23 protein-coding genes are annotated in these 25,260 nt (G+C 35.4%); 5 read left to right on the top strand and 18 right to left on the bottom strand.

What is annotated here, in order from left to right:
• Positions 1 to 67 precede the first annotated feature (67 nt).
• Positions 68 to 571: a hypothetical protein gene (locus tag FN817_RS10760; protein WP_142717933.1), complete on the bottom strand. Its 504-nt coding sequence runs from the start codon at positions 569 to 571 to the stop codon at positions 68 to 70.
• Between the two features lie 153 nt (positions 572 to 724).
• On the opposite strand from FN817_RS10760, the gene FN817_RS10755 reads away from it, so the two are divergent.
• On the top strand, positions 725 to 1,684 hold the full coding sequence (locus FN817_RS10755; RefSeq protein ID WP_142717932.1) for a hypothetical protein: 960 nt from the start codon (positions 725 to 727) through the stop codon (positions 1,682 to 1,684).
• Between the two features lie 25 nt (positions 1,685 to 1,709).
• Here FN817_RS10755 and FN817_RS10750 read toward each other — a convergent pair whose 3' ends face one another.
• The 6 genes from FN817_RS10750 to FN817_RS10725 form a co-directional block, all read right to left on the bottom strand.
• On the bottom strand, positions 1,710 to 2,264 hold the full coding sequence (locus tag FN817_RS10750; RefSeq protein ID WP_142717930.1) for a DUF4256 domain-containing protein: 555 nt from the start codon (positions 2,262 to 2,264) through the stop codon (positions 1,710 to 1,712).
• Positions 2,265 to 2,399: 135 nt separating this feature from the next.
• A complete protein-coding gene (locus FN817_RS10745; protein ID WP_142717929.1) occupies positions 2,400 to 2,798 on the bottom strand; it encodes a DoxX family protein in 399 nt (132 codons plus the stop codon).
• Between the two features lie 11 nt (positions 2,799 to 2,809).
• Positions 2,810 to 3,394 (bottom strand): YdeI/OmpD-associated family protein, encoded by a 585-nt coding sequence (locus FN817_RS10740; protein ID WP_142717928.1) that lies wholly within the window; start codon positions 3,392 to 3,394, stop codon positions 2,810 to 2,812.
• 409 nt (positions 3,395 to 3,803) lie between these two features.
• The gene (locus FN817_RS10735) at positions 3,804 to 4,274 is read right to left on the bottom strand and encodes an SRPBCC family protein (protein ID WP_142717927.1); all 471 of its coding nucleotides are present in this window, start codon (positions 4,272 to 4,274) and stop codon (positions 3,804 to 3,806) included.
• Positions 4,275 to 4,489: 215 nt separating this feature from the next.
• Positions 4,490 to 4,822: an ArsR/SmtB family transcription factor gene (locus FN817_RS10730; RefSeq protein ID WP_047423136.1), complete on the bottom strand. Its 333-nt coding sequence runs from the start codon at positions 4,820 to 4,822 to the stop codon at positions 4,490 to 4,492.
• Between the two features lie 864 nt (positions 4,823 to 5,686).
• Complete coding sequence (locus FN817_RS10725) at positions 5,687 to 6,451, bottom strand: O-methyltransferase (protein WP_142717926.1); 765 nt, start codon at positions 6,449 to 6,451, stop codon at positions 5,687 to 5,689.
• Positions 6,452 to 7,237: 786 nt separating this feature from the next.
• Here FN817_RS10725 and FN817_RS10720 point away from each other — a divergent pair.
• A complete protein-coding gene (locus tag FN817_RS10720; RefSeq protein WP_142717925.1) occupies positions 7,238 to 8,020 on the top strand; it encodes a YdcF family protein in 783 nt (260 codons plus the stop codon).
• A gap of 88 nt (positions 8,021 to 8,108) precedes the next feature.
• Here FN817_RS10720 and FN817_RS10715 read toward each other — a convergent pair whose 3' ends face one another.
• Positions 8,109 to 8,984 carry a DMT family transporter gene (locus FN817_RS10715; protein WP_142717923.1) on the bottom strand — a complete coding sequence of 292 codons (876 nt, stop codon included), beginning with the start codon at positions 8,982 to 8,984 and terminating at the stop codon, positions 8,109 to 8,111.
• A 199-nt stretch (positions 8,985 to 9,183) separates the two neighbouring features.
• A complete protein-coding gene (locus tag FN817_RS10710) occupies positions 9,184 to 9,579 on the bottom strand; it encodes a VOC family protein (protein WP_142717921.1) in 396 nt (131 codons plus the stop codon).
• Between the two features lie 172 nt (positions 9,580 to 9,751).
• On the opposite strand from FN817_RS10710, the gene FN817_RS10705 reads away from it, so the two are divergent.
• Complete coding sequence (locus FN817_RS10705) at positions 9,752 to 9,994, top strand: hypothetical protein (RefSeq protein WP_142717920.1); 243 nt, start codon at positions 9,752 to 9,754, stop codon at positions 9,992 to 9,994.
• Between the two features lie 580 nt (positions 9,995 to 10,574).
• On the opposite strand, the gene FN817_RS23140 is transcribed toward FN817_RS10705, so the two are convergent.
• Complete coding sequence (locus FN817_RS23140) at positions 10,575 to 10,859, bottom strand: bacteriocin-like protein (RefSeq protein ID WP_002979306.1); 285 nt, start codon at positions 10,857 to 10,859, stop codon at positions 10,575 to 10,577.
• Positions 10,860 to 11,308: 449 nt separating this feature from the next.
• Between FN817_RS23140 and FN817_RS10695 the strand changes: the two genes are divergently transcribed.
• Positions 11,309 to 12,091, top strand: a complete 783-nt coding sequence (locus tag FN817_RS10695; protein ID WP_142717919.1) for a LexA family transcriptional regulator — start codon at positions 11,309 to 11,311, stop codon at positions 12,089 to 12,091.
• 93 nt (positions 12,092 to 12,184) lie between these two features.
• Here FN817_RS10695 and xth read toward each other — a convergent pair whose 3' ends face one another.
• Positions 12,185 to 12,964, bottom strand: coding sequence for an exodeoxyribonuclease III (xth, locus tag FN817_RS10690; RefSeq protein WP_142717918.1), 780 nt, complete (start codon positions 12,962 to 12,964; stop codon positions 12,185 to 12,187).
• Positions 12,965 to 13,153: 189 nt separating this feature from the next.
• Between xth and FN817_RS10685 the strand changes: the two genes are divergently transcribed.
• Positions 13,154 to 14,386 carry a YaiO family outer membrane beta-barrel protein gene (locus tag FN817_RS10685; protein ID WP_142717917.1) on the top strand — a complete coding sequence of 411 codons (1,233 nt, stop codon included), beginning with the start codon at positions 13,154 to 13,156 and terminating at the stop codon, positions 14,384 to 14,386.
• Here the strand turns inward: FN817_RS10685 and FN817_RS23525 are convergent.
• The 7 genes from FN817_RS23525 to FN817_RS10650 all read right to left on the bottom strand — a co-directional run bounded on the left by FN817_RS23525 (position 14,383) and on the right by FN817_RS10650 (position 24,778).
• Positions 14,383 to 17,820 carry a sulfatase-like hydrolase/transferase gene (locus FN817_RS23525; protein WP_142717915.1) on the bottom strand — a complete coding sequence of 1,146 codons (3,438 nt, stop codon included), beginning with the start codon at positions 17,818 to 17,820 and terminating at the stop codon, positions 14,383 to 14,385. The two genes, FN817_RS10685 and FN817_RS23525, sit on opposite strands and share 4 nt — an antisense overlap.
• The gene (locus FN817_RS10675; RefSeq protein ID WP_142717914.1) at positions 17,814 to 18,878 is read right to left on the bottom strand and encodes a HEAT repeat domain-containing protein; all 1,065 of its coding nucleotides are present in this window, start codon (positions 18,876 to 18,878) and stop codon (positions 17,814 to 17,816) included. Before FN817_RS10675 ends, FN817_RS23525 begins: the two co-directional genes overlap by 7 nt.
• 9 nt (positions 18,879 to 18,887) lie before the next feature.
• Positions 18,888 to 19,241 (bottom strand): response regulator transcription factor, encoded by a 354-nt coding sequence (locus tag FN817_RS10670; protein WP_142717912.1) that lies wholly within the window; start codon positions 19,239 to 19,241, stop codon positions 18,888 to 18,890.
• Between the two features lie 12 nt (positions 19,242 to 19,253).
• Positions 19,254 to 23,162, bottom strand: a complete 3,909-nt coding sequence (locus FN817_RS10665; protein ID WP_142717911.1) for a response regulator — start codon at positions 23,160 to 23,162, stop codon at positions 19,254 to 19,256.
• 465 nt (positions 23,163 to 23,627) lie between these two features.
• Positions 23,628 to 24,092 (bottom strand): CPCC family cysteine-rich protein, encoded by a 465-nt coding sequence (locus tag FN817_RS10660; RefSeq protein WP_228451529.1) that lies wholly within the window; start codon positions 24,090 to 24,092, stop codon positions 23,628 to 23,630.
• 5 nt (positions 24,093 to 24,097) lie between these two features.
• Positions 24,098 to 24,334 carry a hypothetical protein gene (locus FN817_RS10655; protein WP_142717910.1) on the bottom strand — a complete coding sequence of 79 codons (237 nt, stop codon included), beginning with the start codon at positions 24,332 to 24,334 and terminating at the stop codon, positions 24,098 to 24,100.
• Positions 24,335 to 24,448: 114 nt separating this feature from the next.
• On the bottom strand, positions 24,449 to 24,778 hold the full coding sequence (locus tag FN817_RS10650) for a hypothetical protein (protein ID WP_142717909.1): 330 nt from the start codon (positions 24,776 to 24,778) through the stop codon (positions 24,449 to 24,451).
• Positions 24,779 to 25,260: the final 482 nt, after the last annotated feature.

Below are 25,260 nucleotides of genomic sequence, written 5' to 3'. Positions count from 1 at the left end.
GATTCTTCACTACATTTTATTTCGTTCAGAATGACATTTTTGAGACAACTTTTTTATTGATCATGAATTATTTTTTTAAAGCTTTACTCACTACTTTACAGTCTGCAGTATTTAGCTTTTGTCCGTCTTTATAGCTGATTTTTTTCTCATCGGCATATTTAGACTGTCCGTCTTCCTCTTTATGATCTCCAATTCCTTCCGTCAAAGCATTGTCTTTCTGTAGGAAGTAAATATCTCTTTTGCTTTTTTTACCCTCTGAGGCAAATTCGTAAGTCAGTTTCAGGGTATCTCCGGATTTGAAACCGGTTACATCTCCTGTTGAACTGTCTTTCTCACTGTTTTTATAAGATAACTTTCCGGTGATGGTTCCTAAATTGTCATCAATGGAAGCAAAAACACTGTCTTTTCCTGTTACCCCGATATAGCAGAACGATTTCGGTCCCAGAGTATCTATTACAGGTCCTTCAACAGCGATGGTGTCTGCCACTGTCTTGGGAGCCGGAGCTTCAGTTTTCTTATTACAGTTGATTAAAAAAGCTGATACAGTACCCAATAAGATTAATTTTTTCATATCCTTAATTGTTAAATCAAATTTTGAAGCTCAAAAATAATAAACTATTTATAGAATAAAGAATATTGCTAATAAATAAGAATAATTTTCTAAAGCTCATTGTTCGGAATATTTTAGGCACGGAAAATGATTGACTATGCAAAATTGATTGTAATGAAAAAGATTACTAAAGCGCTGGGACTGGGATTGCTTATGCTTGGGCTGCATTTTATCTCAGGGCAGACCCCTCAGAATTATATTTATACTTCTTCAGGAGACCTTAGGAAAATAGAAAAAATAATTACCCGTCAGGATATCGGAGGAGTACAGATTGTTTATAACTGGAGAGCTTTGGAAACCTCAAAAGATGTGTATGATTTTTCTGCGATTGAAAAAGACCTGGAATATTTAACTTCCCTCAATAGAAAACTATTTATTCAGCTTCAGGACAGGTTTTTTGAGCCACAGGCCAGATATATTCCTGATTATGTATTGAATGATAAAGAGTATACAGGAGGATTGGTTCCTCAATATGATAATCCGGGGGAAAATAAACCTGTAGGAAGCGGATGGGTTACCCAGCAATGGAATCCTGCTGTCCGGGAGAGATTCCAGAAGCTTATAGGAGCATTGGCACAAAAGTTTGACGGCAGAATTCAAGGAATTAATCTTCCGGAAACATCAATAGATATAGAAATGAAAGCAGATAAAACCGGCTTTAGCTGTGACCGCTATTTTCAGGCTGAGCTTGAAAATCTGAAGTTTGCGAGGAATGCTTTCCATCAATCCAATGTATTGCAGTATGTCAATTTCTTTCCCTGTGAGTGGGACAATGATCATCAGTACATGTCCAGGCTTTTTGATTTTGCTTATAAAAATAATATAGGGCTGGGAGGACCAGATATTGTTCCGAATAAAAAAGGCCAGATGAAAAACTCTTATCCTTTCTTTAATCAATACAAAGGAAAGCTGCCTTTAGTCGCCATGGCGGTTCAGGAACCGACCCTTACTTATACAAATCCAAAAACTAAAAAACCATTTACCAAAGAAGAATTTGTAGAATATGCTGAACATTATCTTGGCGTAAAAATTATTTTCTGGAGTGTGGAATCTCCCTGGTTGAGAGATTCCTGATGTATTCTGATAAAGATAATTCTCCTTATACTTTTAATATTCCTCTAAACCCCCTTGCTGCATAATAAGAATCTGCACCATTGTGGTAAGTGAATACAGTGTTGTATCTTCTGTCACAGAAAAGGGCGCCGCCAAGTTCTCTTACCTGTGATGGCGTTTTTATCCAGCTTGAGGTCTTTTGATCGAACTTTCCAAGTTCCTGAAGGCTGCGGTATTGTTCCTCTGTTAAAAGCTCAATACCCATTTCTTTAGCTTTGTCGATGACGTTGCTTTCTGGTTTGTTGGCTTTTCGGGCATCCCAGGCTGGATAATCATAGCAAAGGCTTCTGCGTTTCGGGCTTTCCGGGGAACAGTCAACAAAAGAGTATTCATCTGTTTTCTTATTGTAATCTACGATGTCGGGTTCACCTTCCGTAGTTTCCATTTCGTGTAAAGACCAGATTTTCTCAGGGTTGGCTTCCAGTTTTTGCTGGATTTTCTCCCATTTCAGGTCCTTATGACGGTTCATATTTTTTTCAAAACGGGCTTTTAATGTTTGTAAAAGGTTGTTGATTTGTTCTGGGGTGAGTTTATTTTTCATATCAAATTTTTCTTATTGATTAAATTGGTTTGTAGTGTTGGATAATCGCAAAGGCGCAAGTTTTACAAATAAGATTTTTTTAAGGCGCAAGGATTTTATCTGTGATAAAATCTTTGATTTCTTATCTAAAAATTATTAATCAATAATAGTAATTTTTCTGTCTGCAGGTCTGAAGTACCAGGAAATAATGACCAGTACGAATAATAATACTGCGGGAAAAGTTCTTCCTGCCGTATCACCCACAATAAGATGGGAAATCACAGCGCCTGACATCACGAAGAAAAATCCGGCATAAGCCCATTCTTTTAACAGAAGACGTTTGGGAATCAGGATGGCAATAACACCCAATATTTTCCATGTTCCGATAATGGTCATCAGGTAAGAAGGATAACCCAAATTGGTGAATTTGAGTAGTTCATCTTTGCTTTTCATCAACTGTACAATTGCTGTGGAAACCATTCCCAAGGCCATCCAAAGTGTGAATACCCAATAGATGATCTTTGTTCTTTTTTGTGATTGTTGTGGAGTGTTCATGATTTATTTTTTTATAGTGAATCGTTTAATCCTATTCCGTCCATGATCTGTGGAATGCATTTTTCAATGCGGGCTTCGCGGGTTTTGGACTGTTTGGCAGAGGAAAAGTGGAGCAGGTATGCTCTTTGTCTTCCCGGAGTTAATGCCTTAAAAGCTTCCTGCAATGCCGGATCCTGATCCAGCTTATTCTGAAACTCTTCAGCCATTTCAAATTCTTTAGTTTTCTTCATTTCAACTTTAGCACCAGATTCTTCAATCTCAACGGCCTCAAACATATAATTGCGAAGAACATCTTCCAAATCATTGATTTGCTCTATGTTTGTAAAGCGAACCTGCCTTGCAGCCTGTACATTTTTAGACTGCTGGATCAGAATATGGTCCGGGTCTTTCATCAAAGCGCCTTTGAAGAAGAGGATTGCACAGTATTCTTTAAAACCGTGGATCAGGAAAATATTTTTCCCTTCATAGGTATAACACGGGCATCCCCATTTTAAATCTTCTACAAGTTCAGTGCTTAGGGCTATTGTTCTTAATTTTTCAAATTCTTTGTTCCATTGCTGGCTTTTATCAAAGAAGAAATTAACTTTTGGATTCATGTGTTTTGGGTTTGAGAGTATTAGAGTGGGAGGGTTCTAGAGTTTGAGAATATAAACGTTCAAGGTTTAAAGTTTAATGTTCAAGGTTGTTATCCTTTCTAGGGTAATTGATGAGTCACTTGCAAAGCAAATTTACTATTAACATTCACAATTTGAGCTTTGTCATTCATTGTCTCTCATCTCTTCGTCTATTATCTCTTTTCTCTTTTAAACATTTCCTGCAAACGGATTCATATGTTTTAGGTTTGAGGGTTCTAGAGTTTGAGAATATAAACGTTCAAGGTTTAAAGTTTAATGTTCAAGGTTGTTATCCTTTCAAGGGTAATTGATGAGTCACTTGCAAAGCAAATTTACTATTAGCATTCACAATTTGAGCTTTGTCGTTCATTGTCTCTCATCTCTTCGTCTATTATCTATTTTCTCTTTTAAACATTTCCTGCAAACGATTATGCGCCATATTAATTCCCTGTGCGAACGGCAATTTCAACATCTGGTCTCTGTAATCTACGGATTTATAGATCGTCTGGATCGTTATTTTACTGGTGGTATCCGTTATTTTTTCAAATTCTAAAAACTCAATCTGAACAGGAAAAGGAGTGTTTTCCATCTGAAAAGTTCTTATAATTTTCTCATTATCTATTACTTCGTGAATGGTTCCATTGGCGCTGAAAACTACGTCACCTTGCGGATTGAAGGTTTCAAAACGGTAACTTCCGTGTTGTTTGTTTTCAAATTTTGTCACTTTGGTGCCCATCCATTGTTCAAAGAGTTCAGCTTCTGTATAGGCTTTGAAAAGAAGTTCTACCGGAAGATCAAATTCTCGGGTGATGAAAATTTCCTGTTTTCCGTCTTCTGCGTGGATTTTTGTTTTAAGTTCCATATTTTGAGTTTTGGTGTTTGAGGGTTTTCAGAGTATTAGAGTGGGAGAGTTCCAGAGTTTGAGAATACAATCGTTCAAGGTTTAAAGTTTAATGTTCAACGTTGTTATCCTTTCAAAGGTGATTGACAATTCATTTGCAAAGCAACATTCACTATTAGCATTCACAATTTGAGCTTTAACGTCCATTGTCTCTCATCTCTTCGTCTATTATCTTTTTATCTCTTATCACTATTACTTTGGTACGCTTTCATTACACTTTCCAGCTTATTGAATTTCTCGTCCCACATTTTGCGGAAGGGTTCTATAAAATCGGCTATTTCTTTCATTTTATTGGGATTTAGGTGATAGATTATTTCGCGGCCGTTTTGTTCAGATCTTAGCAGTTCGCATTCTGTAAGGATCTGGAGATGCTTTGAAACGGTAGGTCTTGCCGTATCAAAATTAGAAGCAATGGCTCCCGCTGTCATCGACTGTGCCGCCACCAACATCAATATAGATCGTCTCGTAGGATCTGCTATTGCCTGAAAAACATCTCTTCTTAAATTCATTATGTAGTTATTTGACTACAAATATATGTGTAGTTATTTAGCTACGCAAGTTTTTTTTGAAGAAATTTTATTGAAGTCTGTGTAATTATGATCATTAAACGAAAAATGGAGAACTTAATGCTCTCCATTTTGTTATGTAAATAATGTTTTTGTAAAAATTGATCTGAGATATTTGATTACTATTGAGAGAATTTTTTTTAACCATTAAGGAAGTTTAAGTTTTAAAGGAACATTAAGGTTCAAATAAATTTGAATAAAGTAGTGTGCTTAATAAATGTCTTTAGATATTTTCTTAATATTCTTAACAGCTTAATATATTCTTAATGGTTTAATAGATACACTTATCCTGATTTTGATTTTTTTTAACGCAAAGTTTTTATGCGATGAGGTACTTCATTTTAGGGAGCAAAGAGTGGGCAAGTGAATTTGCCTGATGAAGCGGTGTGGATCGTTTCCGCATATTTTGAGATTAGCGGATTTTTGAAGTGTATTATTTAATCTGAGATATTGCTTGATATTGAGAGAATATTTTTTTAAACCATTAAGGAGGTTTTAGTTTTTAAGGAACATTAAAGTTCAAATAAATTTGAATAAAGCAGTGTGCTTAACAAATGTCTTTAGATATTTCTTAATATTCTTAACAGCTTAATATATTCTTAATGGTTTAATAGATACACTCATCCTGATTTTGTTTTTTTATAAACGCAAAGTTTTTATGCGATGAGGTACTTCATTTTAGGGAGCAAAGAGTGGGCAAGTGAATTTGTCTGATGAAGCGGTGTAGACGTTTTCCACATATTTTGAAATTAGCGGATTTTTGAAGTGTATTAATTAATCTGAGATATTTGCCTGATGTGTGAGAGATTATTGTTTTATAAATACACCAATGTATTTTCCGCTATATTCTACAACAGTAGTATTAATATTTTTTTTAGCACAGAAATCCTGGTAGGCAGAATTGTCGCCAATATCATCACTGATAAAGACTGCACCGGGTTTCAACCTTTTATAAATTTGATGATAAGCCCACATTCTTCCGTGGTAGCTTTTGTCAGAATCATAGTGAAAAACATCAAAAGAAGAAACCTGTTTGAAAATTTTCGGTAAAGATTCTCTATCTGCAAAACGGAATAGCTTCCAATATTTTTTAAGGTTTTCAGGAACAACGTATCCTACATACTCATCACCGTCCTGAGCAAGATAAGGCATATCCGAGCTGTATAGTGTTCCGTCTCTCTTTTGAAGTGAAAGTAATATGGCCAAAGAAGACCATCCATAAGCTACTCCTGTTTCAAGGACATTCTGAGCTTTTGTATATTCACATGCATAATAAATAAGCTCCAGTGCGCCGGGGCCACCCATTGTAATAGGGCATTGTGCTTCTTTTGCAATTGCTTTTTCCAGAATATCAGCATAGGTATTTCTGAATTGATCAGTATCCATAGAGAAAAGCCAGGAAACTGCTATTTTTTGAGAAACGGCTATGGATGCAGCCCAGGAATTTGTTTTTTCTTTTCCTTTGAATGGACTTCTTCTGCTTATCGTATTTTTAATGATTTTTCTGCCCAGTTCAGGATAAAGAGCAGGTCTTCTGAGATACGCTACAAATGTTTTGAGAACTGTTGACATTTCATTGATTATATTAAAGTTACAAGACAAATGTATTTTTTTAAAATCTATATTGCGTTGAGACAATATTAATTTTTATATTAAATCTGTTCAAGATTTTTTAATACTATAATCCGTTAATTTGGCACAGACTTTTAAATGATGAGATGCCTTATTTTAGGTAGATAAGTAGGTCTGGTAAAATGATGAGATGTTGGAGTAGAAATTGTTTCGGCCGCCAAAGGCGGCCGAAACATATAGTATTATATTATGAAAATACTATAATGCGATTGTATAAAAAATAATCATCTGTCTGAAAAAAGTCCTTATTTCTTTCCTGCAGATGAACCTTTTTATAATCATGAAATAGGTTTAAGGATATTTTTACCGTTTAAAGTTGAAATCGTTTCTTTATATTTAAGGAGGGGTTTTTGTTTTTTTCTTTACAAAAATGTCTGTCCAAAAATATATGGATTACGGTCATAAAAACGTTGATGCTATTCTGCTTTTTCACTTGGGTAGGTATTTGGTATTTTTATTAGCACACTAAAAAGTGTGTTGTTTAATGGCTGCAAATGTATAAAATAATTGTATAAACAAAAAGATAAATTAAATGAAATATTCCAATAATTTTTAACTATTTGTTACTTCAAATACATTGTATGGCTGTATGGAAATGCAAAAACCGGGTTATGATTAGAATAACAAGTAAAAATTGCCTGTCTGACCATTGAGAAAAGCAGTCCTTATGAAAATGTCTACCTTTGTAGTCCTGTGTTTTCTATACATTAATCAATATTATCATAGATGAAATTTTTACTGGACCTTTTATTTCGTGTTTTACAGCTTTTTACAGAACCTTATTTCTTATTATTTCTTGCAGTAGTTATAATGGGTCTGTTGAAAAGAAAAAACAAGCGCAAAAATCTGAGAATAGGAATTGGTATATCGGTAGTTTTAATCATTATTTTTATTGGAAATGGTTTTCTGGGGAAACTCATCTCAGGATATTTGCAGAATAGTTATACCCATACTTCAGAAGTGAAGAATACAGCTGCTCAGAATCCCGTTATTGTTGTACTTGGAGGTGGAGTTGTAGATGTTAATAATACTGAAAAACTGCATACGATGTCTTATTCCAGAATCGTCACTGCTTATCAGTTGTATCATGAATTCAGGAAAAATAATACGCCTTGTAAAATAGTAATTTCCGGAAAGGGAAGAGGCCATACCAGTGAAGCAGAATTATTCAATGAAAACTTTAAAAAAATGGGAGTATCAGATGCTGATATCATTAAGGAAGATAAAAGCATGAATACGTATCAAAATGCAAAATTCTCAAGCCCGATTATAAAAAAGCTGGCTCCTGCAAGTGTGTATCTGGTTACTTCGGGTTTTCACATGAAAAGGTCTGTTTCTTTGTTTCAGATATTTGGCTTAAAACCTATTCCGCAGGCATCAGATTTTATTGATACTGAAATAACCATCTTTCCCAACAGTTATAATGCAGCATTTACTTTTGTTATGCTTAAAGAGGTCGTGGGAATATGGCAGGTGCAGTTATATAACAGTTTGGGAGTGAATAAATAATATTTTTTCAGCTTATTATAAATAAAACCGGACACTCAAATTAACTTTAGGTGTCCGGTTTTTGTTTAAATAAAATGATTTAAACTACTTATTTATTTTTTGCTTTCTTAATCGAAATCAATGTCTGCAAAACTACAGAAGCAATAATAAATGCCAATCCGATATAAAATGAAAGGTTAACTTCTTTGCTCTCATCGAAAAATAAGAAAGCAATAATAATAGCATATATCGGCTCCAGATTGAAAGTTAAGTTAACTGTAAAGGCCGGAATTTTCTTTAAAACTTCAGCAAATATCACATACAGCCCTACAGTACAAAAAAGTGCTAAAAGCCCCAAATAAGCTGTATCTTTTAAGTCAGGAACTATGCTATCTGCTTTGAAATAGAGGAGGTATATGGGCAAAATTGCTCCGAGGCATACAGTACCGGCAAGCATCTGGTAATAGTTGATAACAATACTGTCAAAACGCTGAGCCAGACGTTCATTATAAATAGTATAAAGCGCGGCAACTGCAGAAGAAAATACCCCTAGAATAATTCCCAGCTGGTAAGATGCATCAAAATGAAAGATGAGACTGATTCCCAGCAGTGTCAAAGCACTGAGTCCCAATTCTGATAACCTGAATTTCTGTCGTTCAATAACTGGTTTAAATAAAGCTGTAAAAAAGCTTGTGAGACAATAGCATACAACTCCAATTGATATATTGGAATATTTGATACTTGCATAGAACAGAACCCAATGTAGAGTAATAAGAAGTCCTGCCTGAGCGATTTTCAGTTTTTCTTTTCCTGAAGCAGTATTGGGAATTTTGAATATTTTCAGGATGAAAAACAGAATAATACAGGAAAATAGAACTCTGTACCAGGTTAAAAGACCCTCATTAAGTGATATTAATTTTCCGAATACCCCTGTAAATCCGGCCAATACTACGGCCAGGTGTAATAATAAATATGATTTTTTCATTAGATAATGAACTGTAAAGATTTGAATTAATATTTTTTGTTAGAATTAGAAGCATAACGAATTGGGTTGTAAATTGGTTAACAACATAAGTACACTTCAAATTAATTTGAAAATATTAAGGTGCCGGAGGAGGCAGACAGTTCGAGCGGTTCATATGTATCTGTTGAATGTCAAATATAAAGAAAAATATTTTAAATACTTACATATAAAAAACATTAAACTTGTGCCCATCAGGGTCTGCAAATACAAATCCATAATAGTTTTCTCCAAAACTCTCAGGTTCTGAAACAATAGTTCCTCCGGCATTTTTAACCTCTTGAGCCCATTCATTTACCTGTTCTTTACTTGATGCGGAAAGGGTAAAGATGATCTCATTGGAAGTTTGAGGATCTCCAAATTTCATTGTTTTTAGATTCCTTTCTATGATATTTTGTAAGAAAAAGTGAATAATAAATTCATTTTCACCTGCAAAAAAGCTTACCAATTCATTAGAAGTGTGCGGGTTATTGGGCTTGAATCCCAGTTCTGTATAAAATTTCCGAGTGCGTTCAAGGTCGGCTACGGCCAGATTGGCCCAAATCATTTTAGGTTTCATATTATTTTATTTTTGGTTAGGATAAAGGTATTGAGTTTCATCATGATAAAAACTGTCATGTGACAAGATTTTATATTTTTTAAGAGAGAGTTCTCAATGGCTTCAATTTAACATAATATATAACGAAAATAAATTATAGAAGCGTGCCTTAGGGTATTATTATTAAATCAAAATGTTAGGAGGAAACGCAGACGCTACAGAGGATTACGAAGAATTGGGCAGCCTTATAAATGAATATGAAATACAAGAAATTGTAGGAGGCTTTGAAATGGAACTTATCTTTTTTTATTTTTACGGTATCCTGATCATTTTGTTGTTTATAAGATCTGATCAGGAAAATCTTATGGTGTACAGGACAGATCATGAAGTTTATTTTCAAAAGTTTGAAACGAAGGAAGCATGGAAGATTTTCTAGCTCAGTTTCGGTTTATTGTCAACAAAGAGTTCTTAGAATCGGTTAAAGAATATTTGAAAGGAAAATGATAAGAATAAGAGGTTCTGGAGCGCTTAGTACACTCTTTCAAGCGTAATAATAAAAATCCTATAATTTATATTATGTTAAATTGTATATGGTTTAGATTTTCAAATCTCAAATGATCTTTTTTTGATTTGGAAAATTTCATTACGTTTTTCGTTTGTTAAAATAACCTGAAAGTAAGTGATCACAATATTACTTCTCTTTACCAATAAAAGTATAATTCTTAGTTATTGTTGTTAATAATCGGAGCAAGTTCTTTTTTTAATTCTTTAAACTTTTTCTTTGCTCATCATATTTTGCTTCTCTTATTTTAGGTTTTGAACATACTAGATAAAAAATAAGTCTTTTCACATTAATTCTTATAAGAGAATACTCGATTTTAGTCTGGTGGCAAGTTCCAAATATGCTTACTTTTGAAATCTTGAGAAGCTTTATTAAAATCAAATATACTGGACATATATAAAAGAAAACCGCTCTGAAAAGAGCGGTCTGATTTTTTACATGTAATGCTTACTGACTAGCAAGTTGATCCGCACTCAAGTAATTTGATGTGGATTACACCATTAACAACACATTGTGTCTGGCATAAAGCGTTAGTTACAACAGTGCTTACACCGCCAACTACACCACCTACTGTAGATCCTACGCCAGTAACTACGCCACCAACGATAGTACCTACTCCGCCTACTACTCCACCTACAACACCTCCTAGTCCACCTAGAAGTCCGCCGATTGGATCTAGTAATCCGTTACCTGAAATAGCTTTTAATTCGTTTCTGTCTAATTTTTTTAAGTTTTTCATAACTATAATTTTATATGATTATTACATCACGAATATATGAATAATAATATTACAATTGCAAATTATTTTCAATAAATTAATTATATGTTTTTATTATTTAATATTTCATTAATATATCTGTGTTTTAATAAAAATATGATTTTCACTTATATGTGATTGATTTACTAAATGTTAAAAATAATAACTCAATTCGCGAAATTTAGAGTTATTATTTCTGTACTAAATTCTATTTATTAATGATTATTATTTAACCTGTGTGAAGCCTTGTATATTTAATCAGAAATCTATTTTTTAGCATGCAAAAATTGAATATTCAACCGTGAAAATTGTCTCGTTTTATTAAAAATGAAGAAATGATTAGCCAAATTTTCTTATATCTTGTAGTAAAACCCGGTTGGGTGATTGGTAACGCATACAAATTTTGTATTTTTGCTTACATACTTTTATCAATGTCAATTTTTTCAAATAATATACGCTTCTTAAGAGCCAGGAGAAAGCTCTCCCAACAAAATGTAGCTGATGAACTGATGATCTCCAGAGTCCGTTATTCAAAATATGAGAACGGAATATCTGAACCTCCTATTGAACTGCTTGTAAAAATCTCCAAATATTTTCATGTGAGCATTGATCTTATGCTGTCAGTAGATATTCAGAAGTATCCTATGGATGATATGCTGAAACTGCCGGACAACAGAATTGTGCTTCCGGTGGCGGTAGACACACATGGGAATGATACTATAGAGATTATCCCTCAAAAAGCTTCTATGGGATATCTGGAAGGTTACAGTGATGTAGATTATATTGAAAGTCTTCAGCGTATTGCTCTTCCTTTTCTTACGAATGGAAAATACAGAGCATTCCCTGCGGATGGAGATTCTATGCCTCCATTCAGAAGTGGTTCCTATATCGTAGGAAAATATGTGGAAGGAATTAATGATTTGAAACAGGGAAAAACCTATGTTTTCGTTACATTGAATGATGGGATTACCTATAAACGTTTTAAGGAAAGAAAAGAAAACGCAATCTGTGTAAGCGCTGATAATTCTTTTTATGAGCCTTATGAGATTCCGTTTGAAGAAGTTGTAGAAATCTGGCAGTATGCTTCAGGAATTTTTCCGGAAGATTTTGAGCCTGGTGACTATGAAAGCTATAATTTTAAAGAAATGTTCCGTGAGCTGAGACAGGACATCAGGGATCTTGATAAAAAGGTTTCCGGTCGCCGCCGCAAATAGTCTTAGTCTTCAATCAACTTTATTATATACTCATACTCCTGATTTTTAATAAACCGGGAGTATAGTTTAATATATAATCTTACTATTTTTGAGCTACAACTCGTCTGCGAGCTCAATCCATACCGGAGCATGATCGCTGCTTTTTTCCCAGCCGCGTACATGACTGTCTACTCCACCGGACTGCAGCCGGTTCTGCAGATAAGGACTCAGTAAAATATGGTCCAGCCTCATGCCTGCATTCCTGTCGTAAGCTTTATATAAGTAGTCCCAGAAGGTGTATATTTTTTCTTCAGGATAAAGACTGCGTATCGAATCAAGCCATCCTTTCTTCTGAAGATCTTTGTAGGCTTTTCTTACCTCTGTTCTGTACAGGGCATCATTTTCCCAGCGTTCAGGTTTGTACACGTCAATGGGTTCCGGAATAATATTAAAATCACCGATAAGGATGGCGGGAAGTTCCATGGTAATAAGCTGGCTGGTTCTTCTTTTAAAACGTTTGATCCAGGATAACTTATAATCGAATTTAGGTCCGGGGTAAGGATTGCCATTCGGGAGATAAAGACAGCAGATGACCATTTTATCAATGATGGCTTCAATATAACGGCTTTGAATGTCTTCGGGATCTCCGGGTAAAGATCTTTGTACCTCTGTAATTTCTCTGTTTTTTGCCAGTATAGCAACGCCGTTCCAGCTTTTTTGTCCATTCCAGATAGCCTCATAACCTGCTTTGTTAATTTCCTCTACAGGAAAACGTTCCTGAGGTGCTTTTAGTTCCTGAAGGCAGACAATATCCGGTGAGGCTTCTTTCAGCCATTTCAGTAAAACAGGCAGGCGTCCGTTGACTCCGTTGACATTATAAGTGGCTATTTTCATGATGAGATTTTTGAATAAATCAGATTTTTTTAATTACGGCAATAATTATTCCATCATAACTGTTTTTTATGGGTTGTTTAATTGAAAAATAATCTAAAAAATATAAGTTTTGACGAATAATCTCTGGGCTGTGATGTAAAAGTTCAATATATTTGTGATACCAGAAGTTCATTAATAATTAAACTTTCAATGAAAAGATATTCAACCTTTTTATTTGCATTACTTTTTCCAATCACAATGTATAGTCAGCAGAATTTATCCGCTGATGAATTATTCCTTAAAGCCCGGAATGCTGCTTTTGAACAGAAAGATTATCCTGCATCTATTGCTCTGGCTAAAGAGGCATTGGAAAAAGCGCCTAATTATACGGATATTTCAGTTTTCCTGGGAAGGCTGTATACCTGGAACAAAGACCTGGTTTCTGCAAGGGCTGTATTTGAAGAGCTTGGAAAAAAAGAAGTTCAGGATGAAGATTATTTTCTGGCTTATGCTTCATTGGAATACTGGAATGACCAGAATACAAAAGCTATTGAAATCTTAGATAAAGGACTCTCCTATCATCCTAAATCTGAAACATTGTTATTGCTGAAAGCGAAAGTGTATTTTGGGATGGATAATTATGAGGAAGCGGATAAAGCTGTAACTACGCTTTTGTCCATCAATCCTAAAAATACTGAAGCAAGGGCTCTTGCGGTAAGAATCAATGAGCTTAATTCTAAAAATGCCATAGGAATTGTTTATAATTATTCTCACTTCGACAAGCAGTTTGATGATGACTGGCATATTGTAGGAGTAAGTTATAAGAGAATTACTCCTATTGGTTCTGTGATTCTTCGCGGAAATTATGCCAATAAATTTGCCCAGGGCGGCACACAGATTGAACTGGAGGCTTACCCACGGCTTTCTAAAATATTCTACCTGTATGTTGGCGGAGGATATTCTGATGATGTCGGCTTGTTTCCGAAGTACAGAACCGGAGTTTCCTTGAATGCCAATCTTCCCCATAGTTTTGAAGCAGAAATAGGATACCGCCAGCTTTATTTCAGCAGCAGTATCTGGATGTATACCGCTGCCGTAGGGAAATATTATAAAAATTTCTGGTTTAATCTGCGTACTTATATCACTCCAGATAGCAAGAATATTTCACATTCTTATACGGGAACTGTAAGGTATTATACAAAAGGTGCCCAAGATTATTTTGCTTTTCAGATCGGAACCGGGATCAGTCCGGAAGAAAACCGCAACAACCTTCTGGAAAATGAAACCTTTAAGCTTAAAACGTTTAAAATAGGAGGTGAATACAATTTCTCCTACCATTCCAATCTGTTTTCTATAGGAACCATGTATTATAACCAGGAATACCGTCCGGGTGAAAAAGGGAATCAGTTTGATATTACACTAGGCTATACCAGAAAGTTTTAGAACTTTGATTTTACTTTTTTCTTAAAGTTGACCATTACCGAATCAGGCATCAGTTTTTTAGTAGAATAAAACTGAGAATTCATGCTTTTGTACTGGTTGAATCTGCCGTTGATCTTATTCAGGGCTGCGTTATCATTGGAGGCATCTTCTTCCATGTCTTTCAGGGTGAAAAGCTGTCCGTCATGGATATAATACTTTTCAGAAACAAAATCAATCAGCTGGTTTTTACTCTGCATCATTGGAATTCCGGTTTTGCTGATTTCGGAATCCGGAGAAAACCCTCTTCCTACCCATGTTACTGTAGAGGGTGTACTGAGCTTATAATTATTTCGGTAATAAGCCAAAATAGAAGGTGCAATATCAAAATGGCTTACCGTTTTATAGAAACGTTTTGATTCTTTCAATAAGGGTGAATAGATGATTAAAGGTACATGGAATCTGTCAATTTTAGATTCTAATGTGATCTCAGGCATACTGTGATCTCCCGTGATCACAAAAATGGTATTCTTGAAATCCGGACGTTTACTGTAACTTTCAAAGAATCCTTTGATGGCATCATCGGCATTAAGAACCGAAATCAGCTGGTCTTTGTGCACTGTGGCCCATTTCTTCTGTTCAGAAGTTAGAATACCTGAATTTAGTCTTTGATTGTAGAGCTTTTCATAATAATCTTTATTGTTGATTAAAAAAGGATTATGTGTTGAAAGGGTAAGAATCATATTGAAATAGGGTCTGTCCTGCGGCTTTTGCTGTTGCTGCATTTTACCAAAAACTGCCTGATCTTCATATCCCCAGCTTTCTCCGTTATTGGCGGGAAGCTTACGGTAAGGACTGCTGAATGAGGGTTCATCTATGATATGATCTACCCCGCTATATTCAAGAAATTCACGGTAACGGTCAAAGGATGTATGACCTCCATAATAAAAACCTGTTTCAAACCCGTTAGCTTTCAGGATATTATAAAGATTGAAATTTTCCGGTGTTTTTTCAATTTCAAGGAATCCGTTTTTTCCAAAAGGAAGCGATCCTGTGATTGATGGCAATGCTCCAAATGTTCTTCCCGCTGAGCTTAAAGCGCTTTCCCAATACAATGCTTTGCCGGACAGAGAATCCATGTAAGGGGTAAAGTTCCCGATATATCCTTTTGGTGAAGTATACGCATGTCCGAAACCTTCCATGATAAGAAAAACAAGGTTGGGAGCTTTCTCAGATCGGTTAAAATAAGATCCTAAAAAATCCGGGGTATTTTCTTTCCTCCAGAAAGGGAAATTTTTATTGAGCATTTCAGCATTGGTGGTGAAATCTTCATTTTCACTTAGTAACTCATTCAGTTCAGGATGATCACTGATGAAATTGTCTTCATTGGATTTAAAGAAATATGCCCATTTACTTTTTGCTGCATTTTGATTAAATTCATTCTCAGAGCTCAAGGTTTTGGATCCTAATATATTGGATGGAATGAAAAAGGCTGCTAATCCGAAAACAAGTAATACAAGTCCCGGATAAATGGATTTTAAGGCTGCTTTACCGGCTATCCATATAGGAACAAGAGAGGCTGTTATTAAAATACCCAGCAGGGCAAAGTTCTTAAAATTAAGCATTCCGCTTGCCTGTAAAATCTGCTTCATCTCTTCTTTACTGTAGTACAAAAGGTCTGCCCCCAATACATTCCGGGTTTCTGAGAAATACAGGAATAAAATATACTGGGTAACGGTTACAATAAGCAAAGCCACAGTTGCCAGGGTCTTTGCCCAGCCTTCTTTGATGAAATTAATAATCAGATAAGCAACTCCAACACAAAATGTGAACCTTAGGGCAAATAAAATATTCTCTGTGAAAAGATTCCCTACAATCGCGGGGGTATCAAATTTAGGAAAAGTATACCGGTACCATAACCATTCTGCAGTTACTCCCACTAAAAATAATGCAAAGAAAACCAATGCGAGTATTCCCCATCTTTTAAGGCCAGACTGAAGAATAGCAAGCATTCTTTCTTTAAAAGGTAAATGCTGTGTGCTTTGATTGAAGCCCTGTCTTGTCATTTCGCCCCATCCGTGAGATTTTTTGAAATAATCTATAAACCCGCTTACTCCTGCTTTTACCACAATAGGATGGAAATAAAAAGGTTCCGAAAAGGCGGTAACAATGAGAGCGAGAAAATCTTTTCTTTTGGTATACACCTGATGGCTTACAAGATCTACCAATATGGAATAGATAGAATAAAGAAACCCCATTGAGATCACGAGGGCAAACAGAACCGTAAAGAATGGCCAGTTGATAATTCCCAGCAGTAAAAAAACAATAAAGATAATATACCCTGAAAACTCAACTAACGGACCCAGAAATTCAAAAAAGAACCAATAAGGAAGACTGATCATTCCTAATTTTCCGTATTTTGGATTGAACATCATTTTTCTGTGCTTCCACAGGGTTTCCATCGTTCCGCGCATCCATCTGTTGCGCTGTTTTCTGAGAATATCTTTAGATTCGGGAACTTCTGTCCAGCATAAAGGATCCGGAATGGTAAGTACTTCATAAGGTTCATTCTTTTCTTCCATGTACTTTCTCATTCTTACCACCAGCTCCATGTCCTCTCCCACTGTGTTTTTATCATAACCACCGCAAGCGAGTACTATTTTTCTGTCAAAAACTCCGAAAGCACCGGAGATCAGAATCAATCCTGATGCCCTGGACCATGCCATACGTCCTAGTACAAAGGCTCTGATGTATTCTAATGCCTGGGTTCTGCCCAAAAGCGTTTTCGGCATGTTGACACTTACTATTTTACCATTTTCTATCACGCAGTTATTGGCCAGACGAATGACTCCACCGCAGGCGATGAACTTTTTATCAGTCTGTTCCAGCATTGGTTTTGCGAGTTTCAGAATCGCATCCTGCTCCAGAATACAGTCTACGTCAATACAAACCAGATATTCACCGGAAGAAATATTCACTCCCACATTCAGGGCATCTGCTTTTCCTCCGTTTTCTTTATCAACAACAATCAGCTTTTTAAAGGCAGGATTTTTACTTTTATAAACACCTCTTACCGTATTGGTTTCTATTTTTCCCTGGATGAAGTACGCTATGGATTCCAATTCGTAAGCTTCAATAAGCTTTTGGATAGAGTCATCCTTACTTCCGTCATTCACAATGATAATTTCCAGATTATGATAGTAAAGGGATAACAGAGAACGGACGTTTTCTACAATGGTCATGCCCTCATTATAAGCCGGAGCAATAACACTGAATACCGGAGCATTGGGATTGGCCGCAATAATGCTGTAATCTGTAAATGTATTTTCTTTTTTATAACGAAGTACAGCTCCAAGTGCATAGATTCCTATCCAGCCATAGATAAGGGTTATTGCTGTTCCGTAAATCAGAAACACCCAGATAACAACTTCATAGATGATGTGTGAGAATTCTAACATACTTTTTCCTGTAAAGCGTATTTAATGATTTGAATTAATTCTTCTGATGAAGTGTTGTTTTTAGATGTTTCTACAAGGAATTCCTGTTTTTCCAATGAACATAGGGCTTCTGCTGCATAGACTTTTATTCCTGAATCAGTGTTGTTTAACAATTGATCTTTCAGAAAGTCTACGGAGCACTGGTCTTTTGACTTCTTCATTACTTTAAGGATTTCTTTCTGCACTTCAAGAGGCTGCTGAGGATACACTTCCATGAGGTGGGCAACGGTTGAAGAATTTTCAAGGGACAACAATGTCTGTACTGCCTGTAGCCGAACATCAACAGAAGGATGATCCAGCACATCAATAACTGTGGGATAAAGTGATAATACCTGAAATTTTCTTAACAGATTAAGGGTAAAAATGACCACTGAATCATTTGAACTTTCAACCCAGCTTTTAATACTATCACTGGAATCCTCAGGAATGCTGGTGACTGAAATAAGCAGACGAAGCTGCTGCCATTCTGATATTTTTGTTGAAATGCTGTTCAGGAAATGAAGCCCTTCAAATCCTTTAAAATGAACCATCGCATATTGTGCTTCCTGGTAAACCTGTGCTGAAGGATGCGTTAAAAATGTGGAAATCTTTGGCAGTGCTTCTTCTACATTCATTGCTGTAAGTTCCTGTATGCCTCCGGCAATTAAATGTATCTTTTTCTGATTCAGTTTTTTTAATGCTTCTTCCTGAAGACCATATTCCTGGAAAAGACCTTTGAGTGTATGCTGTGCTGCCCCGGAAAATTTCTTCTCGGATTCGGCCAGCTTCTGAAGGAATAAATTTCTGAATAAAGAATTTCCGGAGGCTGCCGAAAAGTTATGATCTGCAGAGGTTTCTTCACCATATACAATCACTTCTGAGATTCTTTTATTGATCATTTCTGACCACCTGAAAATATGGAGGGATTCTCTATACTGATAAAAGCTGTAAATGAGCACGGCTATGATCAGTAAGAGTACCAAGGAAAGCATTCCCATAAATACGAGAAAAAGAAAATGCACAGAAGTGGTGAGAAACATGGCTGAATTTTATTTTGAAAATCTTTTTATTCTTAATATCAATTCATTGGGGCTGAATGGTTTGACAATGAAATCGGCAGCTCCGAGGTCAAAAGCATTCAGTACCACTTCTTCCTGCCCCATACTGGAGAGCATGATCACCGGGATCTGCTTGCCCATTGTTTTGATGGCAGAAAGTATTTCAATTCCGGAGGCAAAGGGCATCATAATATCTGTGATAGCCAGATCTACCTCTTTGGTTTTAAGGGTTTCGATCGCATCTTTACCATTGCGGGTAAGGATTACTTCGTGCCCTTCTTTTAATAATTTGTGCTCTATTGTTTTTAGAATCAGTTCGTCGTCTTCGGCGATTAGAATCAACATCGTTTTATTTTTTTATTGTATTAAATTTTTAATTAATTGTAATCCTGTTGTTATTTCCTGGATCATTTCTTTTTCCATGGCGATAAAATCCATGTCGGGTTCTGCTTTATTTTCCCAGCTGGCTGCATTTTTTGTAAGCTTTACCAATCCTGCTGTTCCTGCTGTTCCTTTAAGCTTGTGAAGGATCAATTTCAGGGTGGTACTGTCTTTTTCAGCTGTACTTTTTTTAATATCCTCTTCAGCTTGGGTAAGTTGCTGTATTACGAGATCCAAAAATACTTTTCTGAAATCTTCATCATCATCGCCTATCTGTTCATTCAAAAGATTGATGTCAAGGTATTTTGTCTGGTCCAGAGCATCCTCAGAGACCTTATGATTTTTATTCATGATGTATTTTTTCAGCATTTCCAGAAGATCGGCCTGTCGTAAAGGTTTAGGCAGAAAATCATTCATCCCGGAATTCATGCATTTTTCTTTTTCACCCAATACATTTCCGGCTGTTACTCCAATAATCGGAACATCGGCATAGCCAGGCAGTAAACGAATCTGTTTTGTAGCTTCAATACCATCCATTACCGGCATCTGCACATCCATTAAAATGATATTGAATGTTTTTTCTTTGCACTGTTCCCAAGCCTGAAGGCCGTCCGTAGCTTCTGTGAGCTCCGCATCGGGAATCAGGGAACGCACCATTTTGTGGTTCAGGACCATATTTACAGGGTTGTCATCTACCAGTAAAACCTGAGGTGCCTGCATCAGTACTGAAGCTTCTGTTTCTGGTTGTGGAGTTTGACTGATTTCTTTTTCTGTGAACTTTACGGCCTGTTTCAATGTTTTATACAACTCTTCAGATTTGATAGGCTTCAGCAGGAAGTAAGAATTGTTTTCCTGGCGGAAAGAATTGATGACATCATGCTCTTCGGAAGAGGTATGAAGGATAACCAAAGGTGAAAGTTCATTTTGCTTGTTAAACATTTCCTTGATTTTTTCTATCGTTTCCAACCCCGAAATGATCGGCATATGGTAATCCATAAGAATAACATCGAAGCGTTCCCCTGCAAGAAGTATCTGAAGGGCTTCCATACCATTGGCAGCAAGCTTTGAATCTATATTTTTATAGGCAAGCATATGCTGGAGAATCACTCTGTTGGCTTCGTTATCATCAACAATAAGAACTCTGTTTATTTTCAGATCTTCATCTTCATGGCGTTCTGTCATTTCACAAGGAATCTGAATGTCAAAATAGAAAACAGAACCTTTATCAACCTCGCTTACCAAAGACAGGCTGCTTCCCATATATTTCAGAATATTGTTTGAGATGGTAAGTCCAAGTCCTGTTCCGCCATAACGTTTGCTGATAGAGCTGTTTTCCTGGGTGAAGGCATCAAAAATAAACTGCTGCTTCTCTTTAGGAATGCCAATTCCGGTGTCCCGCACTGAAAATCTTAAGGTGATATCTTTATGGTCAAGCTTCAGCTTTTCTACTTTAAGTTCTATTTCTCCCTGTGCTGTAAATTTGACAGCATTTCCGAGAAGGTTGATCAGAATCTGTTTCAGTCTGGATTCATCCACCCAAATGGTTTCAGGAAGTCCCGGCTCTATATTTAACAGTAATTCTATATTCTTTTTCTGCGACTGATAGAGGATCACGTTGATCACCTGGTTTACAATATCATACACATTGGATCTCTCAATTGAAAAATCCATTTTTCCGGATTCTATTTTGGAAAAGTCAAGAATATCATTGATGATGCTTAGCAGGTTCTCTCCGGATTCATTAATATAATTGAGGTATTGCGTCTGTATCTCATTCAACGGAGTTTTTAGCAGAAGGTCTGAGAACCCGATGACACCATTCAACGGAGTCCTGATCTCATGGCTCATATTCGCCAGAAATTCAGATTTTGCTTTATTGGCAATATCAGCCATTTTCTTGGCATTTTTAAGCTCTTCATTGATTCTTACGGATGCTGTAATATTTTGTGCAGAAACAATGATCCCGCCTATTGTATGAGTGGAAAGATACCATGGCGTAACTTCTATATTGTAATGCTGAATGACTTCTTTACCAGGAATTTCTATGGCCATGTCTTCATTTTTATAGGCAATTCCTGCCAAGGCATCCTGATATATCTTTATTCTTTCATCCGGTACATTAGGTGAAATTTTGAACATATTTTCTCCAATCAGCCTGATGTCATTCATCTGGAACTCATCTTTCCAGCTGCTGCTTACTGAAAGGTAGTTAAGTTCTTTGTCAAACATAGCCACCGTTGCAGGAACATAGGTAACGAATGACTGAAGCATCGCCTCTTTTTTGGCCAGTTCAAGGTAGATTTTTTTGAAATTATCGATATCCTGAATGATTCCATATACTCTGGTACAGGCTCCTTCCTCAAACTCGGGTATTCCTTTTACCCTTACCCAGATCATCACACCATCATTACGGATAAGCTGTAACTCTTCATCGTAGGGAATACCTTCTTTTACAGCTCTTTCGAATAATAATTTCAGTTTTTCCCGGCTTTTTTCGCTATAGAAGCCCAGTGCATTTTCCAGGTCGGGCTGGAATGTTTTATCTATTTTATGTATCTCTCTGGTAGATTGTGACCAGAATACAGTATTCTTTTTAAGATTCACTTCCCATCCTCCCACCTGTGCCACAGCACTTGTCTGTTCCAGCATTTTTTTGGTATGAACAAGATCTTTTTCCAGCGTCATTCTTTCAGTGACATTCAGTGCGGTACTTACTACATAAGGTTTTCCTTCTTTGTTGATTTCTACCAGATTGTGGTACATCCAGATGACCTCTTCACCTCCTTTGGTTTTCAGGATCATGGTTCCGAAGTCTTCCTGATTTTTGTTGATTCTTTCCAGGTATTGTTCCAGCAGCGGCCAGTTTTTTTCAGGGACAAGATCTTTTAGGTTCAATCCTTCCACTTCTTCTGTGGAATACTGCAGGGTTTCTCTTCCTTTTTCGTTTACGGCAATAATATTCCCTTCCATATCATGCATACTCATCAGGCCTATTGCATTTTCGAAGAAGCTTCTGAAACGGCGTTCAGAACTTTCAAGTTTGAGTTTTTCATCGATACGCTGGGTAATATTGATCCCGAAACAGAAAATTTCAGAATGCTTCTGATTTAATTTCAGAGACCATTCTACAATAATAGTCTGTGTATCATCTATGTTTGTAGAAGTGGTAAATGTTACTTCTCCATCTGTAATAGGCAGATTTTTGGTAAGTAATTGCAATTGGGAATTATGGCTGCCTAAAATAGTGAGGAAATTCTGATTAATAACCTGAGACTTCTCCAATTGAAAAGTACTTTCAAAAGCCGGATTGACTTCTTTTATAGTGAAATCCTTATCCAAAACACAGATCAGGTTATTGGAAATACTGAAGGTCTGTTGAAAGTATTCAGCCTGAATATTTTTTCTTTTCCCCATCAGGACTTTTGTGATCGCCTCTCCTATTTTTTTCAGGGTTGAAATCTGATCATCTGTAATTGTTTTAGGCTTATAATCGATAACGCAGATGGTTCCTAATACGAATCCTTCATCATCAATCAGGGGTACTCCTGCATAAAACCTGATTCCTCCCGCCAGAATAATTGCGTTATCAGAAGATCTTTCGTCTAATAAAGTATCATTGATAATTACAATGTCCCCACTTGCAATAGAATATTGGCATACCGTATTTTTCCGGTCTACAAAATCGAGGGCAAGACCCACACAGCTTTGGATGGTTTGGGTTTCACTTTCCATCATTGCAATAAGTGCTGCGGGACAATCGGTCACCAGGCATGCCGTCTCTGCAAAAATGTCTAACTGGGGATCTTTTTCAAGGTTCAAAAGATCAAAAAACTCCAGTTTCCTCATTCGGGCTTCTTCATTTGCAGGAATTGGATACTTCTTCATATATTATTTCAATGATTAGAGATTTTTCTTTTTTTGATTATTAAAAAATGATAATCAGAGCCTTAAAGTTTATATTTTAAACATTTTTAGGTACTTTAAATTATTATTTTAATAAGTAAAGCAAAATACGAAATAATTTTGTAATCCATTATAGTAAATTTGACAATAAAGGTATATCTCTGTTTATTTCAAATAAATTGAAGTGAATTTCGGATTTTGAAGGAAGTAAGGGGCATTATGAAAAGAAAAAGTACCATATGTGATCATATGGTACTTGGTGTATGGATGAACCTTGACGTACATCCATTCCATCTTGCAATATCCGGGATATGGTCTCTCCAGCCGTAACTATACATCCCGGTTCCTTGAAGCTCTTTGCTGTTATATTAAAACTATAGTATTGAAAAACCAATACTATATTTAATATATGTTTAGAACATTTCAGCCGGCTTGGGAAGGATTATACTAAATATCTTTATAATACTTAAGTACAGCTTCTTTATCCACAAATTTCAAAAATTGATCTGAAATAGCACCTTTTGTCTTAAAATTATCTCTTGCTTCTTTTAATGTCATATGGTTAACAGAACTAATTTTCATATCATCCGTATTCCCATCGTCTTCCCAAAAGCACACTGGACAAATTTGATAATTCCCTGTTTCAAAAATTGTTCTGAAATTACAACAAGGACACTGATTTAGTTTTTCTGCTACTCCAATAACAGTAATAGGTAATTGATATAAATTTTTAATTTTTTCTTCAATATAAGAAACTTTTACTCCAATATATTTTTCTTTTAAATATTCAAAGATTTCTTCTTTCTCAATTCCTTCGTTTTCAATGAATTCTTCTCGTTCCTCTTCAGTCATTCCTGAAAGTTCATTGAATGACAGTATATTTATTACCGTATTTAATTCTATTTTTATCATACTTTTTATTTTGTTAAACTAGCTGCTAAATCAAGAGCATCTTGGAAAGGAGTCGTACTTATATTAGAGTTTGCTTTATAAAACGTTCTGATCTCTCTTAAATCCGTTCTTCCAACAAGAATTTCCTGTGTATTGCTATTAAATTTAACTAAAAATTTACCCACAACTTGTTCCTGAATATGTTCACCGGTTTCACCAGCAAAATTTTTCGCTAGTTTTAAATATTGATTTTGGCTATCCACAATAATAACTCAACTTTACATTTTACTAATATTTTTAAAATTAGAGTATTGAAAATCAATACTCTAATTTATTAGCAATATGTCTGAAACAAATATGTTTTTTTTCTTTAATTTCTAATTGGATTCTGAATTGTTTTCAGTGGGAGATGTAAAATCAAAAAAAACTTTTGAATAGTCTTCTGCGAAAACAAACAGCCTACTCGTAATATTATATCTTACAACAACAAATTTTACATATTCAACAGATTCGTTTTTAATTAAAAGAAGATTATTTAAGATCTCATATGTTAATTCTTTTATACTTTCGCTTTTAGCTAATTTATTTCTTCCTTTATAGGACATAATTACATCATCCAACAATAAAGGATGATTTGAATATGAGATTTCAAAATCGTCTAATTGAGGATCATATTCTTTTATTTTAGAATAAATTAATTCTTTCATTTCTCTAATAACAATTTATTTTGTTGTCCAGCTTATAGGATGGCATATTACACTTAAAGACGCAAGTAGTACGTTCTTCATTAACAAAGGATATTATTTTTATTTATTGATATCGCGCCATAATATTCCTAATATTTCAGTCTCTTTGTCATTGATAAATATGGTAAAATCCTTTTTGTTATAATCAAAGTTGCTAATAATTACTTTTTTACTATTAAATTGATTAAGATTATTTAATAACTCATCATAACCTTGAATTTTTAGACTTTCATTTACAGTATTATTGATTTCGTTTCTTACTGTATATATAGAATTTGCCTTATTTTTATCAATAAGAATATATTCAAGTTTATCTATGGACTTTAAATAATTATATATAGTTGCATATGTAAATCGTCAGCAAAAAGTAGACAGTATATAGTATAAAAGTTAAGGAGTGTTTTCAAAAAAGAATTACATTTAATTATGGAAACACCTAAAAA

It is taken from the genome of Chryseobacterium rhizoplanae, assembly GCF_900182655.1.
Lineage (GTDB): Bacteria > Bacteroidota > Bacteroidia > Flavobacteriales > Weeksellaceae > Chryseobacterium > Chryseobacterium rhizoplanae.
The sequence above is the reverse complement of the archived record's forward strand: the minus strand, read 5'-3'. Positions and strand labels throughout refer to the sequence as shown.

Excerpts from the sequence above, each read along its gene's own strand:
- xth (WP_142717918.1), bottom strand. The coding sequence starts at position 12,964 with ATGAAAATAGCCACTTATAATGTCAACGGAGTCAACGGACGCCTGCCT.
- FN817_RS10685 (WP_142717917.1), top strand. The coding sequence starts at position 13,154 with ATGAAAAGATATTCAACCTTTTTATTTGCATTACTTTTTCCAATCACA.
- FN817_RS10710 (WP_142717921.1), bottom strand. The coding sequence starts at position 9,579 with ATGAAACCTAAAATGATTTGGGCCAATCTGGCCGTAGCCGACCTTGAA.
- FN817_RS10665 (WP_142717911.1), bottom strand. The coding sequence starts at position 23,162 with ATGAAGAAGTATCCAATTCCTGCAAATGAAGAAGCCCGAATGAGGAAA.
- FN817_RS10720 (WP_142717925.1), top strand. The coding sequence starts at position 7,238 with ATGAAATTTTTACTGGACCTTTTATTTCGTGTTTTACAGCTTTTTACA.
- FN817_RS10705 (WP_142717920.1), top strand. The coding sequence starts at position 9,752 with ATGTTAGGAGGAAACGCAGACGCTACAGAGGATTACGAAGAATTGGGC.
- FN817_RS10745 (WP_142717929.1), bottom strand. The coding sequence starts at position 2,798 with ATGAACACTCCACAACAATCACAAAAAAGAACAAAGATCATCTATTGG.
- FN817_RS23525 (WP_142717915.1), bottom strand. The coding sequence starts at position 17,820 with ATGTTAGAATTCTCACACATCATCTATGAAGTTGTTATCTGGGTGTTT.
- FN817_RS10715 (WP_142717923.1), bottom strand. The coding sequence starts at position 8,984 with ATGAAAAAATCATATTTATTATTACACCTGGCCGTAGTATTGGCCGGA.
- FN817_RS10755 (WP_142717932.1), top strand. The coding sequence starts at position 725 with ATGAAAAAGATTACTAAAGCGCTGGGACTGGGATTGCTTATGCTTGGG.
- FN817_RS23140 (WP_002979306.1), bottom strand. The coding sequence starts at position 10,859 with ATGAAAAACTTAAAAAAATTAGACAGAAACGAATTAAAAGCTATTTCA.
- FN817_RS10695 (WP_142717919.1), top strand. The coding sequence starts at position 11,309 with ATGTCAATTTTTTCAAATAATATACGCTTCTTAAGAGCCAGGAGAAAG.
- FN817_RS10740 (WP_142717928.1), bottom strand. The coding sequence starts at position 3,394 with ATGAATCCAAAAGTTAATTTCTTCTTTGATAAAAGCCAGCAATGGAAC.
- FN817_RS10670 (WP_142717912.1), bottom strand. The coding sequence starts at position 19,241 with ATGTTGATTCTAATCGCCGAAGACGACGAACTGATTCTAAAAACAATA.
- FN817_RS10730 (WP_047423136.1), bottom strand. The coding sequence starts at position 4,822 with ATGAATTTAAGAAGAGATGTTTTTCAGGCAATAGCAGATCCTACGAGA.
- FN817_RS10750 (WP_142717930.1), bottom strand. The coding sequence starts at position 2,264 with ATGAAAAATAAACTCACCCCAGAACAAATCAACAACCTTTTACAAACA.
- FN817_RS10675 (WP_142717914.1), bottom strand. The coding sequence starts at position 18,878 with ATGTTTCTCACCACTTCTGTGCATTTTCTTTTTCTCGTATTTATGGGA.
- FN817_RS10735 (WP_142717927.1), bottom strand. The coding sequence starts at position 4,274 with ATGGAACTTAAAACAAAAATCCACGCAGAAGACGGAAAACAGGAAATT.
- FN817_RS10650 (WP_142717909.1), bottom strand. The coding sequence starts at position 24,778 with ATGAAAGAATTAATTTATTCTAAAATAAAAGAATATGATCCTCAATTA.
- FN817_RS10660 (WP_228451529.1), bottom strand. The coding sequence starts at position 24,092 with ATGATAAAAATAGAATTAAATACGGTAATAAATATACTGTCATTCAAT.
- FN817_RS10760 (WP_142717933.1), bottom strand. The coding sequence starts at position 571 with ATGAAAAAATTAATCTTATTGGGTACTGTATCAGCTTTTTTAATCAAC.
- FN817_RS10725 (WP_142717926.1), bottom strand. The coding sequence starts at position 6,451 with ATGTCAACAGTTCTCAAAACATTTGTAGCGTATCTCAGAAGACCTGCT.